This is a genomic window from Lentilactobacillus kisonensis DSM 19906 = JCM 15041 (assembly GCF_001434135.1).
GTDB classification, from domain to species: Bacteria; Bacillota; Bacilli; order Lactobacillales; family Lactobacillaceae; genus Lentilactobacillus; species Lentilactobacillus kisonensis.
In genome coordinates, this window is record NZ_AZEB01000014.1 from 12,551 (window position 1) to 26,694 (window position 14,144).

General features: G+C 40.5%; 14 protein-coding genes. 1 reads left to right on the forward strand and 13 read right to left on the reverse strand.

Going from position 1 to position 14,144, the window contains the following annotated elements; genetic code table 11:
* Nucleotides 1-160: 160 nt before the first annotated feature.
* The 4 genes from tuf to rpsO all read right to left on the reverse strand — a co-directional run bounded on the left by tuf (nucleotide 161) and on the right by rpsO (nucleotide 4,743).
* Nucleotides 161-1,348 (reverse strand): elongation factor Tu, encoded by a 1,188-nt coding sequence (gene tuf / locus FC98_RS08265; protein WP_008855549.1) that lies wholly within the window; start codon nucleotides 1,346-1,348, stop codon nucleotides 161-163.
* A gap of 182 nt (nucleotides 1,349-1,530) precedes the next feature.
* Nucleotides 1,531-2,445 carry a hypothetical protein gene (locus FC98_RS08270; protein ID WP_054655080.1) on the reverse strand — a complete coding sequence of 305 codons (915 nt, stop codon included), beginning with the start codon at nucleotides 2,443-2,445 and terminating at the stop codon, nucleotides 1,531-1,533.
* 90 nt (nucleotides 2,446-2,535) lie between these two features.
* Nucleotides 2,536-4,266: a ribonuclease J gene (locus FC98_RS08275; RefSeq protein ID WP_056949435.1), complete on the reverse strand. Its 1,731-nt coding sequence runs from the start codon at nucleotides 4,264-4,266 to the stop codon at nucleotides 2,536-2,538.
* Between the two features lie 207 nt (nucleotides 4,267-4,473).
* Complete coding sequence (rpsO, locus tag FC98_RS08280) at nucleotides 4,474-4,743, reverse strand: 30S ribosomal protein S15 (protein WP_008855546.1); 270 nt, start codon at nucleotides 4,741-4,743, stop codon at nucleotides 4,474-4,476.
* A 240-nt stretch (nucleotides 4,744-4,983) separates the two neighbouring features.
* Between rpsO and rpsT the strand changes: the two genes are divergently transcribed.
* Nucleotides 4,984-5,238: a 30S ribosomal protein S20 gene (gene rpsT / locus FC98_RS08285; RefSeq protein ID WP_008855545.1), complete on the forward strand. Its 255-nt coding sequence runs from the start codon at nucleotides 4,984-4,986 to the stop codon at nucleotides 5,236-5,238.
* Nucleotides 5,239-5,639: 401 nt separating this feature from the next.
* Here rpsT and holA read toward each other — a convergent pair whose 3' ends face one another.
* The 9 genes from holA to FC98_RS08330 are packed head-to-tail and all read right to left on the reverse strand — an operon-like array spanning nucleotide 5,640 to nucleotide 13,819.
* Complete coding sequence (gene holA, locus FC98_RS08290; protein WP_056949436.1) at nucleotides 5,640-6,677, reverse strand: DNA polymerase III subunit delta; 1,038 nt, start codon at nucleotides 6,675-6,677, stop codon at nucleotides 5,640-5,642.
* Nucleotides 6,677-8,878 carry a DNA internalization-related competence protein ComEC/Rec2 gene (locus FC98_RS08295; protein WP_056949445.1) on the reverse strand — a complete coding sequence of 734 codons (2,202 nt, stop codon included), beginning with the start codon at nucleotides 8,876-8,878 and terminating at the stop codon, nucleotides 6,677-6,679. Before FC98_RS08295 ends, holA begins: the two co-directional genes overlap by 1 nt.
* A gap of 50 nt (nucleotides 8,879-8,928) precedes the next feature.
* Entirely contained in the window at nucleotides 8,929-9,405 is a 477-nt protein-coding gene (locus FC98_RS08300) for a ComE operon protein 2 (protein ID WP_172633899.1), read from the reverse strand.
* A gap of 48 nt (nucleotides 9,406-9,453) precedes the next feature.
* Nucleotides 9,454-10,179: a helix-hairpin-helix domain-containing protein gene (locus tag FC98_RS08305; protein WP_056949437.1), complete on the reverse strand. Its 726-nt coding sequence runs from the start codon at nucleotides 10,177-10,179 to the stop codon at nucleotides 9,454-9,456.
* A 58-nt stretch (nucleotides 10,180-10,237) separates the two neighbouring features.
* A complete protein-coding gene (locus FC98_RS08310) occupies nucleotides 10,238-11,275 on the reverse strand; it encodes a SepM family pheromone-processing serine protease (protein ID WP_054655076.1) in 1,038 nt (345 codons plus the stop codon).
* A gap of 15 nt (nucleotides 11,276-11,290) precedes the next feature.
* Complete coding sequence (gene coaD / locus FC98_RS08315) at nucleotides 11,291-11,767, reverse strand: pantetheine-phosphate adenylyltransferase (protein WP_008855539.1); 477 nt, start codon at nucleotides 11,765-11,767, stop codon at nucleotides 11,291-11,293.
* Between the two features lie 4 nt (nucleotides 11,768-11,771).
* Nucleotides 11,772-12,326, reverse strand: coding sequence for a 16S rRNA (guanine(966)-N(2))-methyltransferase RsmD (gene rsmD / locus FC98_RS08320; RefSeq protein WP_008855538.1), 555 nt, complete (start codon nucleotides 12,324-12,326; stop codon nucleotides 11,772-11,774).
* A gap of 15 nt (nucleotides 12,327-12,341) precedes the next feature.
* Entirely contained in the window at nucleotides 12,342-12,623 is a 282-nt protein-coding gene (locus FC98_RS08325) for a DUF2129 domain-containing protein (protein WP_040470742.1), read from the reverse strand.
* 20 nt (nucleotides 12,624-12,643) lie between these two features.
* Nucleotides 12,644-13,819 carry an FtsW/RodA/SpoVE family cell cycle protein gene (locus tag FC98_RS08330; RefSeq protein ID WP_008855536.1) on the reverse strand — a complete coding sequence of 392 codons (1,176 nt, stop codon included), beginning with the start codon at nucleotides 13,817-13,819 and terminating at the stop codon, nucleotides 12,644-12,646.
* Nucleotides 13,820-14,144 lie beyond the last annotated feature (325 nt).

The following is a 14,144-nucleotide window of genomic DNA, read 5'->3' on the forward strand; positions in this document are numbered from 1 at the left end:
GACGAAAAGATTATTTTTACAATTCATAATTGCATAACATTGTTATTTTAACGTATTAACTACAAAATGTAAAATTTATTTCGGTAACAAATAGTGCAGCACACAAAAAAACTATGTGGTTTTACCCACATAGTTTGTATGTTGTCGTTAGATTAGAAAACTAGTCGTTAACATCACTAACAGTACCGGCACCAACAGTATGGCCACCTTCACGGATGGTAAACTTAGTACCCTTTTCAATGGCAACTGGCTTCGTTAATTCAACTTGGAATGTAACGTTATCACCAGGCATAACCATTTCAACGCCCTTTTCTAGTTCAATAACACCGGTAACATCGGTAGTATGGAAGTAGAATTGTGGACGATAGTTTGAGAAGAATGGCGTATGACGGCCACCTTCTTCTTTAGTCAAGATATAAACTTGACCTTCGAACTTCTTGTGGGTCTGGATTGAACCAGGAGCAGCAAGAACTTGTCCACGGACAACTTGGTCGCGGTCGATACCACGAAGAAGAACACCAACGTTATCGCCGGCTTGACCTTCATCAAGTGTCTTACGGAACATTTCCAAACCAGTAACGGTTGACTTCAAAGGTTGATCACTCAAACCAACGATTTCAACTTCGTCACCGACTTTAACAGTACCACGATCGATACGGCCAGATGCAACAGTACCACGACCAGTGATAGTGAAGACATCTTCAACTGGCATCAAGAATGGCTTAGCGTCGTCACGTTCTGGAGTTGGAATATATTCATCAACAACATCCATTAAATGAAGAATAACTTCTTCTTGTTCCTTGTCACCTTCAAGGGCCTTAAGAGCTGACCCACGGATAACAGGAATATCATCACCAGGATAATCGTATTCAGAAAGTAATTCACGAACTTCCATCTCAACCAAGTCAACTAATTCGTCATCATCGACTAAATCAGTCTTGTTTAAGAAGACAACGATGTAATCAACACCAACTTGGTGAGCAAGCAAGATATGTTCACGAGTTTGTGGCATTGGGCCATCAGTTGCAGCAACAACCAAAATAGCACCATCCATTTGAGCGGCACCAGTAATCATGTTCTTAATGTAATCAGCATGTCCTGGGGCATCAATATGGGCATAGTGACGCTTTTCAGTTTCGTATTCAACGTGGGCAGTGTTGATTGTTATACCACGTTCACGTTCTTCTGGCGCTGCATCAATATCAGCATAGTCTTCAGCCTTAGCAAGACCTTTTTCAGCTAATACCTTAGTGATCGCAGCAGTCAAAGTAGTTTTCCCATGATCAATATGGCCAATAGTACCAATATTTACATGGGGTTTTGTTCTTTCATAATGTTCTTTTGCCATTAATGAAACCTCCTGTTGTTTTCAAGAATTACATCAATTCGCATCAATGCATTTCTAAGTGTTATTATACTACATCTTCTGGAAAAGACAAAGTAGTCAATTTTCGAAGAATCCTTAAGTATTATATCTATTGTTAATTTGTTTGTAAACAGATTATGCCTATTTTCTATAAATAATTTTGTTTACATCATATTCATTTGACCTTCTGCCTGATGAATTGTTGCGAGCCATTTCAACATTGCCCGTTCACTTTCGGTATTAGCGGCAATTGTATCGCCAAACGATTGGGCAATGGTTGCCTTAACCCAGTACTGCGGATCGCTAATCACCTTGTCAAAAAAAGGATAGATGTAATTACTCTGGGTAACTAATTCTCCCTCTAATAATTGAAGTTTAATCGGGTCAGAGGCTGTATAACGCGCTTCAATTATTTGGAAAACCGTTGTTAATGATGCATACTGATTCACCGGTTTGAGCCGTGTAAGTTGAATATGATAATTTTGTTTATCTAGCCAGTTAAGCGTTACTTGATCAGAGACCTGAACCGCGACTAATTCTAGCAGGACCTGAGTTTTAGTGACTTGCCATAAGAACGGATCACTCAAAACGGTTTTTGCTGCTAGCAAATATTCACTCAACGGCAACTTCCGAGCGTCTTCGACTCCTTTGACCTGATTACAAACACCCAAGCTCCCAATATGAGCAAATTGCTTGGCTTGTTCAATTAGCTTGGCGGAATTAACCGTTCGATACTGATTTTCCGCTGCTAAAATCTTGGCCTCATAGTCTGAACTAATCATTGAATTTAACTCTCGGGCAAACATAAAGCAACTATTTTCAAGCGACATCTGGATCATTTGGGCAACCCGTTTTGAATTTTGACTCATTTCATCGCGAAATTCAATTAAAATCTGCTGAGCCTCTGCCGCCCGCTTGAGTTTCATCAACGCTTTAGCCTTAAGAAAATTCACATCAACTTGATTAGGATAGTGTTCAAGCAAATGCTCGGTTTTGTTAACGACTTGGTCAAAATGTTTGTCCGCGTAATCTTCTTCGGCACTCATAAAGATAACCCAATCATTTTTGGTTAACTGCACGATTTTCACCCCACTTCTGTGACTAGAAAACGAGTAATCCAAATTAATGAACCACTCGTTTTTGATTATCTTATTTGATTAAGTTGTTTATTAATTAGCTGATTCCGACTCTTTTTCGTTATGCTTTTGCTTCTTCTTAGAACGTTTATGATGTTGATTTACTTCCATTATTACCGGTAAAATGACTGGCCGACGCTTAGTTTGTTTGTACAAGTAATCACTGAGGTCTTCTCTAACATCCTGTTTAAGATTGCTCCAGTCGAATTCCTTATGTTCAAGGTTATTCGTAACTGTTTTTTCAATGATGCCGGCAGCCTCCTTCATGAGATCTTTGTTTGCTTTAACGTAAACAAATCCGCGTGAAGTTAATTTTGGCTGGGAAACAATTCGCTTTTTCTTACGGTCGATAGTGACAACCGCAACAAAAATCCCGTCTTCAGAAAGCACCTTCCGATCGCGCAACACGATGTTACCAATGTCACCAATCCCAATGCCGTCAATCATTGTGTCGGCAAGGTCCTCACTGCCACTAAGCCACATTTCATCTCGATTTACCGAAACAATGTCACCCTTATTAGGAATTGTAATTTGCTTGTCAGTATAACCGATTTGCTTAGCCAATTGGGCGTTAGCTTCAAGTAAACGATATTCACCTTGAACCGGGATCACGTACTTAGGATGCAATAGGTTCATTAATAGCTGCAGATCTGTTTGGCTAGCATCACCCGATGAATTCATAACATCCGAAATCATCTTAACCTCACCATCTGCTCGATAAACCATATCCCGAGTCTTCGCAACAGTTGTTTCCATCGCAGTTGACGGTGTCGTTGTGATAAATACCAAGTCCTTTGGCTCAATGTTAATGTCACTCTGTTCTTTATTGGCCATCCGTTGAAGGGCTTTAATGGGTTCGCCCATCTTCCCAGTCTGAATAATGACAACCTGATCTGGCGCCATCTTATTTAATTCGTCAATTGATTCAATTAATAAATCCGACTTGGGTAACGTTAACGTCTTTAAGCGCATCGCTGTCCGAACAATTCGTTCCAGATCATGACCAGTCAAATAAACCCGTCGGCCACACCTGGCAGCAGCATTAAAGACTTGCTGCATCCGTAAAATATTAGAAGCAACGCTGGCAACGATGATTCGGCTGTCTTGATAATTAAATGTATCATAGATATACTCACCAATCTGCTTCTCAGAAGCGCTTGGCTTTGGATTCTCGGCATTTCCAGAATCGCTCAGCAGCGCCAAGACACCTTCATCTCCCAATTGGGTTAATGCAGAATAGTTAGTTTGGTATATTGGTGCAGCCGTCTGGTCAAACTTAAAATCACCAGTATAAACAATTGCGCCCTCAGAGGTATGGATGGCAATTCCTAATGACCCTGGAATTGAGTGGGTTGTCTTGAAGAAGGTTACTTTAACATCATCAAAATCAATCTCGCTGTGGTCACTAACAACGTGAAAATCATCAAAATTCTTTAATTTCTCTGAATCAGCCACGTTTAGCTTAGCCAACTCAATCGTCATTTCCGACCCAAACACTGGCACATCAAACTCGCTGAGGAAGTATGAGATAGCACCAATCGAATCAGCATGACCATGAGTCAAGAAGACGCCAACAATTCGATCCTTATTCTTTTCTAAATAACTAAAATCGGGAATCACAACATCAATTCCCAAAAGTTCATTTTCAGGGTACCTCAGACCACAGTCTAAAATGTAGATACCACCGTTGATGTCTACCGCATACATGTCCTTACCGTTTTCACGGACACCGCCAATAGGCATAATCTTTATTTCGCTTTTCATGTTTCACCTCAAAAATTAATTTGTTCTTTTTATCCGTTCGTATTCAGCTTCTATTAGTTTACCATATTTTTGTTGAAAACCGAATATTTCACAGTGAATTTAACGAATCATCGATTTAATCGTTCAGGTAAGTTGCATTAAAGGTAACGGCAGATAAACAAAAAAGGATGTGTACAAAGCTAAAGCCTTGCACCATCCCTTTGAATTTTAACGACGAATTCCTAAGCTTTGGATCAAGTCACGGTAACGAGCAACATCTTTGCCACGTAAGTAAGCAAGTAAGTTACGACGATGACCAATCTTCTTCATAAGACCACGTTGTGAATGATAATCTTTTCGGTGTGTCCGCATATGTTCGTTGATTTCATTGATATCTGCGGTCAAAACAGCGATTTGAACCTCTGCTGAACCGGTATCTCCTTCGTGACGAGCATACTTTTTGATAATTTCATTCTTCTTCGTTTGTGTAACTGCCATAGTTAACAACCACCTTTTTAAATTAATCCAACAACTGAGTAAGCGGCAGTGGTACCCGACGAACTAAGTTGAAGGTCTGTGCAACGCACAAAAGTTAGTATAACGGATTTTCATGAGTAATACAAGGATATATTTACCCTGATAGCTTAGATGTGCTTGCAATCACCGCATCATTTTTGTATAATGATGCTTGTTGAAATTTAATCATGATATTTAGAATTATCTTCGGAGGTGAACGGAATGCCAATTATCAAATCTGCTATCGAACGTGTTAAAACCAACGAAAAGGCCCAACGCAGAAACGCAGCTCAATTAAGTACATACAGAACTGCTGTTAAAAAGTTTGAAAAAGCTCAAGTTGCTGGTGCTGACGATACAAAGGATTTATACATTAACGCAATCAGTGCTATTGATCGCGCAAAATCAAAGGGTCTAATTAAAGCTAACAAAGCTTCACGTGACAAGTCACGTTTAACTAAAAAATTAGCCAATTAAGACTTCTTTAGTTGTTAGTTATGCTAGCAACTTTTTTATTACATAAAATTATGGCTGTAATCACACTGGCTTTATTACACAAAAGGCGACCATCTTCGGATGATCGTTTTTTGTGTTTATTAAGAGTGAAGCAAAGCCACTATTTTGGTCTGCTATTCTCTCCGTTTAGCAACACAACAATGAGACCGGGACATCCCTCATTTCATCTATTTATAATGGCGACGTTGATCACCACCTTTATATTGATTAAATCTGCGATAAACGGCAGATCCCAGTCCCTTTTAATCTCACTTGGTCACTCAGTAAAAACGTGCGAAAACAAGCAGAGACTTGCATCTAAAGGCCACCACCCTAATCCCCAGAGCCCAGAGATTAGGGTGGTGGCCTTTAGACTTCAGTCTCTAACCGCTTGTTTTCGCACTCTTTTTCATGAATCTCAACACAAACAACTCAAACAACAGTTCTGGTGACCTGCTAGTTGATTTCATTTCCTTTTCCGTTTCGATTAGACCGATATAAGCATCTCTTAATTGGTCATAATTGAACTTTCTAACTGTTTGCATTGCGAGCTTTACTCGGTATGGATGAACCTTCAGTGCTGATGCCAAGTTCCCCTGTGAATACCCATGCTTCTGCAAAATCATCACCTGCAATAACAGCCGAAATTGCTGAATCAAAACAGCATTAATTCGAATTGGTTCATCATTTTCCAAAATTAGTCGATGATAAATATCCATCGATTCCTTCGCGTTTTTTCGTAAAACGGTATTTACCAAGTCGAAAACATTTTGTTCCATCGACCGACTCACTAAACCATTAACAGAATCAATATCAATGACCTTAGTATCATTATTATACAGACATAGTTTAGGCAATTCACCCATCATCGTGGTCAGCTTGCCACCAGTTAGCTGCATCATTCTGTCCAAAGCATCATCATTAATCTGAAAACCCTTGGTATTTATCTGGTTAACCACTAACTTTTTAATTTCTGATTCCCGTAATTTACCAATTTCAATCGTTGTTGCCGCTTTTTTTAACGATTTAGTAATTTTCTTACGCGAATCTAACTTTTCATACGGCGCAAAAATAACCATCACGGTCGATTCCTCTGGATGCTTTAAATAGCCTTCAAAATCATCCATATTCTGCTCAACTTTTGTTTTAACCTTTTTGCCGGTTAAAAAATAGGGACGGTTGATGATGACAAGGCGCCTTTCACCAAAAAAGGGAACCGAGATTGCATCTTCAACAGCAGCCGAGACAGAAACGTCTTCCATGTCATAGCTACCAATGTTCATAGACCGTTCTGTATCTGGAATCAAGTCAATAAAGATATCCTTGACTTGCTGAGCCAGATACGCCTGATCACCCAAAATTAAATAGACTGGATCCACATGACCCTTATCAAATTGTTTTTTGAATTGAGAAAAATCCATTATGCGTTCCCTTCATGTTCATGTAATACCGTTTCGAAGTGACCGGCATTGTTGCGATATACATATCTTACCATACCCTGTGTTTGGGTATTGTAGATCTTAATATGAGCTTGCTGAAGCGTTTCAATCGTCTCAATGTTTGGATGATGATACCGATTATTTCTACCGGCAGAAATCCAAGCAAATTTAGGCCGAACCTGAGAGATGAACTGGGGATCCGAGGCCGTTTTACTGCCATGATGCCCCACCTTTAGTACATCTGTGCTTAGCTGTGGATGACGTTGAAGCGTGTCAATTTCTCCTGGCCGGTCTAAATCACCGGTAAACAACCAATTTAATCCGCCAAACCGGCCGGAAAGAACCATTGAATCATGATTTTCCCCCTTACCCATTTCATAAGGATGAAAAATCGATAGCGGCAAGTCAGGCACACGCATCTCATCATTAACCGGAATCACCTTAGTGGCTGGATTTCGGCCCGCAATTCGCTTCATGAAATTTGGATTATGGTCCATCCCCAGTGGAATTAGAATGTTCTTAATCTTCATTTCCTTAATAAAAGCTGGTAAATCGCCACAGTGGTCCGCATCTTGATGACTGACGCACAGATAATCTATCCGAGAGATACCCATGCTTTTTAAATAATTAATGGATAACCGTTTAGCCTGATAATTTGGGGTTCCCCGCTCCCAGGCGTGATTGCTAAAATCAACTTTACCGCCCGTATCAATTAACGTAACGGTCTTATTAAACGGCGTCCGAATCAAAAAGCTATCACCCTGACCAATGTCAAACATACTAACTTCGCCCTGAGTTGGAAAGTGGATAACCAGAAAAGTACTCACATATAACAGGCAAAGACTAATCATTAGTCCCTTTGGGTGAGCCTTTTTAATGACAAATCCAAACGTCAACAATAACGCTAAAATCACGACAATCAAACTTGGCTTACCATACGTAACCATTCCAGGTAAGCCACTAACCCAATTTAAGCTATCATTAAATAATCTTAGCACCCAGTCGATTGGTTGAACCAAAACAGGCATCATCACCCCAACCAAAACACCAGTAATCACCAACGGAAAAATCACCTTGCCAAACAATGGTAAGACAATTAAATTAATGGCAACACTTAACAAATGCCACTCATACACGTGAAATAATAAAATGGGGATTGTCAGCAGATTGAGAAATACCGTTTGTTTTACGTAAGAAAACTTGTCAGAAACAATTAGGCCTAATGATAGGCCATAGCTTAACTGCACGCCCATTAAAAACATGGCCTCTGGCAATAGGATCAAATTAATCATCAGACAGAGGCTCCACACGTCCAATCGTGATAACCCGATTCGAAATAGGCTATTAACGATTGCAATGACCGCCATTACCACTGCCCTAAATAAGCCCGGTGAACCACCAGAAAAAACAAAATAACCAGCAATGCAGGCCAACTCAATAACTGCTTTATAGTACTTAGGAAGCCGTAGCCAGCCTAACAGCTGACCAACAATTGCCAGGAAATAATAAACGTGCATGCCAGAAATGCTAAAAACGTGTAATAACCCCAGCCGTTTCACACCCGTCATTTCATCAAAGAAATCACTTTGTCGGCTACCACTGATCAACCCCATGGCGTATATCCGTAATGTTTTAGGCAAAGTCGCACAATAATGATTGAACTCAGAGCGTAATTGGTGAATCCGGTCAACCATAGTTAGCTTTTGAGGATACTTAATTGCGTAATTATCATCAATCGTAAAAACTTTAACCACTTTTTGATGATGATAATAGGATTGCATATCAAATTGATTCACGTTGGTTGCTGGGGTAAAATCACTTATTTTGCCACTAACCGTCAGTAACACTGGTCGTTTCGAATTAACAACTTGCCGCATCCGATATTGACTCTTAAAGCGGCCATAAAAGACTAAATGATGTGGCTTATTTTGAAGCTGACCAACATAACTAAAACTAGCCCCATTGGTTTTAAGCATATCTGGGTAAACCTTCAATTGCTGGTTTGTAAGTCGTTCTGGAAACGTGGCTTTTAAGCTTGCATTGACTATGGTCGCAGCTACCATAAAGCTCCCTGCAGCGGCAATACTCATCAGAATCAGCCGTGGATTCCTAACGACAATCAATCGAACAACCAAAATTGCTAAGAGCGTTATACCAATAATTTTATTTCCAAACAAACCCATACTCAAAAAAAGCATGGTCAGCGCCGGAAGAATAAACCAATTTCTAATCCTTAATCAGATAAATAGGCGTCAAATGGAACACGATCCATGTCAGACTGAGTTAAATTAATTTTATTTAATGTAATATCCTTTAATTGAATGAGCTTTTGAGCATAGCTGTCGTTATGGTAGTTTCTAAGGTAATTGATTTTGCGAATCCCGGCCTGTAGTAGCATCTTCGTACATTGAAGACATGGGAAGTCCGTAACGTAAATTTCGGCGCCATCCGTACTTTCACCAAACTTTGCACACTGAAGGATTGCGTTCATTTCAGCATGAATCGTTCTCACACAGTGCCCATCTACTAAGTAACAGCCAACGTCGATACAGTGATCATCACCCGCTACTGAGCCATTGTAACCACCGGCAATAATGCGTTTGTCACGAACAATCACAGCTCCTACTGACAATCGCTCACACGTACTTCTTGATGCAAGTAATACTGCTTGCATCATAAAATATTGGTCCCATTTGATTCGCTTGTCCATAATTTCACCTTCCATGGTGTAAATCATATCTCAAATCCATGGTTTGGGCTAGACACAGATTGAAGATTTTAAATTAGCAAAGGTTTTATCACCAAATCCGGGCACGTCCTTTAGCTCTTCAATTTTTTTAAATTGTCCATGAGCCTGGCGGTACGCAATAATCTGATCAGCCTTTTTATCACCAATCCCATTTAATTCCTGCAATTTGGTTTTATCAGCTGTATTCAAATTAATTTGTTCATTACTTTGCCCAGTATTTCCACTATCATCAGGTGCTGAATTATCAGCTGTTGCCGACTCGCCGCCACCCGTGGTTGGTGTGACGGTCGATGTAATTGGGGCACCCTTCTCACCACGAATCGGGACATAAATCACCTGTGCGTCCGTTAATTTTTGAGCCAAGTTAATTTGCTTTTTATCCGCGGAGCGATTGTAACCACCTGCCAAATTAATTGCGTCAACAACTCGCATATTCGGATTGATTTGATAAACGCCTGGATTTTTGACGGCCCCCTTTACATCGACGTACATCTGCTGGTTACTTGAAGTTCCTGAAGCAATTTGGCGGGTACTTTCCTGAGACGAAGCTTGAAGTGATGCATCACTGACCGATGATTCAGACGTCACACCCGTGCTATCGTCAACAACTGCTTCCTTATCTCCATGACTAAGCATCAAGCCACCAATTACAAACAAAAAAACGACAATTATGCCTACTAGGCCAATTAGTATCTGATACAGATATTCATCAATAAACTCACGTATCCTATTCATACTGTTCCTCCCTCCTATATAGTTAAATACGAAAAAAAGGATTAGACTATCTAATCCTTTATTGCTTTTCTAATATTTTTACTGCTTGAGAAAAGGTCTTAACGGGAATCACTTTCATCCCCGGTGCATACTTTTTAGCCGTTTGTTTCGCCAGTTGATAGTTAGTTTGATGACCTGGCTCCAATTTCAAAATTTGCTTTGTTGGTTTAATATAGGGGGCTAAAAAAATCTTGGCCCCGTGTTTCTTGGCCGTCATAATTTTCTTGTCAATGCCCCCAATTTCACCAACATTGCCCAGACCATCAACCGTTCCGGTACCAGCAACCTTTTGCCCATGTCGCAAGTCTTTATTAGTTAATTGACTATATATCTGCAGGGAAAACATTAACCCACCAGATGGTCCACCAACATCGCCCGGATTAACTTTGATTGGAATGTTCGTATGAACCTTAAGATCATCAGTCAACGTAATCCCAATCCCAGCTCGGTGCTTTGAAATCATAATGAGCGGCGCAGTTACCTTATGACGCTTCCCATTTCGCTTAAGCGTAACGGTTAGCCGCTGGCCCAACTTCTGCTTCTTAACATAGTTCACAAATCCAGTTGAACTCTTAAAGCGATGACCATCAATGGCTTCCACCACGTCACCAACTTGCAGTTTATTTCGAAACTTGGAATTCTTGGAAATATCTAGGACATAAATGCCACGGTAATCCATCTTAACGGCTTTATGTGCGTGTTTATACGCGGTGTAAATTGCCTGGCCAATTGAACTTTCCATGTAAAACTGTTGAACCTTATCGTACTCCTGCATGTTCTGACCAGCCGTAACGTTTTCGTCCGAGACAACTGAGTAGTACGGGCTCAATTTGGCATACAAATAAGTAATCGGCCGGGCTTTAGCAATACTAACCGACATTAGCATAAATTGCCCCTTACGCTGATCGGGATGGCCTTTAATGGCGACAATTTTGCTCAAGTTGGCAGCATCCCCTGGCCCTTCTATGTAATTGGGCAACGGCCAAAATAATCCAGCCAGGACAATCAAAAAAACAACAATCCCGAGAAGGTACCGCTTTGTTTGGGACTTCTTCATGACTTAACCACTTCTCTACTTAAATTTATTCTTTAGGGCTAATGCCGCCTTGGTTGGCAGAAATTTAGAAATATCACCATGAAACTTGGCAATTTCTTTAATCATACTTGATGATAAATCACGGTAATCGGCTGCGGTAGGAATAAACACCGTTTGAATCTCAGAATTTAATTTTTCGTTTAACCCCGCAATTGCCATTTCAGAATCAAGGTCAGAACTGCCACGGACACCACGTAAGAGAACGGTTATTCCGAGACTTTTAGCCAACTCAACGGTTAATTCGTCGGAAATCATGACATCGACGTTCTCAAGGTTATTTAAGGCGTCTTCGGCAAACGCTTCTCGCTCCTCCGGGGTAAAAGTTGCCTTTTTGTGCGTATTAATACTAATTGCCACGTAGACCTTTTCAAAGATACGGCTAGCCCGTTGAATCACGTCAACGTGTCCTAGTGTAATCGGGTCAAAGCTACCCGCATATAAAACTTTTGTCATCTCGTCATCCCTTAAACTTGTAAATTGTTAAATTAGTCAACCCATAGTTCTTCTGTTTAATCACTTGGAATGGTCCATGGGTTGCTGGTAGTACTGTTTGATTATCCGTTTCACAAATAACCGTTGCCCCAGCCGCCAATAGTGATCGGTCAGCTAGAATGTCAATCGTCTCAATGATTCGTTGCAGCTTGTACGGCGGGTCTAAAAAAACCATCTCAAATTTTTCATTAGCCTGAGAAAGCTGTTTTAAAATAACATCTGCATTCCCCTTAATGACATCAAACTGATTTTCCGAATGGATCTTAGCTACGTTTTCTTTAATTGCCTTGATCGCCTGAAACTGCCTATCAACTAAGACTGCTCTTGCCATTCCCCGCGAAACGGCCTCGATGCCAACCGCCCCAGAACCAGCAAACAGGTCAAGAAAGGTCCCACCATTGAAATAGGGGCCGGTCATACTGAAAATCGACTCTTTAACCTTGTCCGTCGTTGGTCGGGTCTTGTCACTCTTTACCGGCGTTAAACGAATCCCACCGTACTTTCCGGATACAATTCTCAAGTTAATAACCTCACCTTAAAAGTCTTCATCAAACGAATCGTCGTCATCAACCGTATTTTTACCCTCAACTTCTTGAACGAGTTCATTTAAATGAGAAGGCACCACCTGCTTCACATAACCTTCTGAGGTTAATTTTTTCGTAACGGCCTCTTGTTGATCTTGATTAACATACAACAAAGCATATCGCATCCGTTTGGAAACGTAATAAAGCCGCCCAAACTGCTTTAAGCTTCTTGAATGCTTAACCGAGTGCAAATAGACGATCAAACCAATTGTTGGCTGAATTTCAAATGCCAAATTTACATCTCCTTTAAATCCTAACCCGTAGCTGTTTGTAACGTCTGTCGGGCTCGCTTTTGACGTCCTGAAATATTCAAGACTAACCCTAGACAAAATGACAATGTCAGGATGCTGGACCCGCCATAACTAATAAAGGGAAAAGTTACCCCAGTTATTGGTAAAACGCCAAGAACCCCGCCCATATTAAATAGCGTTTGGATGGTCATATACGTTGCAACGCCGTAGCACACCAAACTCTGGTAAGTATTATTGCTGCGAATGCCAATCAACACCGTCCTAGCGATGATAAAAGTCAGCAAGGCCATGACACAAATTGCCCCAACGGCCCCTAATTCTTCTGTTAGGATCGACATAATAAAGTCAGTATTAGGCTCTGGTAAATAACCAGTTTTTTGAACACTATTCCCTAAACCAACACCAAATAGACCACCATTACTAATAGCATAGTACGAATTAACCAATTGTTGCCCCGCTCCCGTAGCATGACCAAAGGGGTTGGTGAATGCAATAATTCGTTGTAACTGATAAGAACCAGAAAATAGCGACGTTTTAGATAACGGCACCAAAACAAATTGAATAGCCGCAATCACAAATACCACTCCGCCACCCAGAAACGCCAACGCTTTCTTCCAAGAAATTCCGCTAGTCATAAAGATGACAAAGGCAATAGCAAAGTTGATTGCCGCCCCACCAGCATCAGGCTGGGCAAAAATTAAGATGATCAAGATTCCCGTCCGCACCACTGTTGGCCAAAGTTCGTGCCACCAGTCTGCGGAAGATTGCGTAATGATATCCTGCTTGTAATCAATAATATTCGCCAGCCGAATAATGATAAAAAACTTCACGAATTCCGCTGGCTGAATGCTCAAAGAACCAATCCGAATCCAACCAGCTGCCCCGTTAATTGTCGTACCAACAACCAACAATCCAGCTAATACCAGAAAAAAAATAATTTCTAAATACGAAAGAAACCGTTTATTCCTTAGCTTTGTAATCTTAAAGCGACTCATTAACAAGACAATGATGATGCTAAGGATCACGAAGAAAAACTGCTTTCGAAAATAGCTACTGGGACTGCCGCCATTTTGGATGCCAATGTTTGCACTGGCGGAATAAACCATGATAATCCCAATCACTGACATGATGAGATACGGAATAAAGATAAAATAATCGATGCTTTTAAAACGAGACATTAGCCACTCCACTTTTCTGCTTGTTTATGTATCCACATTAAACTTCATTATATCATATCTATTTCACTCGAAATAAGGAAGTTCGCGAGGACAGAAAAAGAACAATTCATATCTCAAAATAGTTTGAATGACGGATCGTTTAGGATTTAAGGAGAATTGGAACAATGGTCATCTTTTCATTTCGTTTGTTATTTTAACCACCATTCATACATTGAAGAGGGCTGTAACAAATCGTTAGTTCTTACTGGTTAACAAAAAAACACAATCATTTCCAACCGGAAACAATTGTGCCTCTCTAAATTCTGGGATCAAACCACCTGACCCA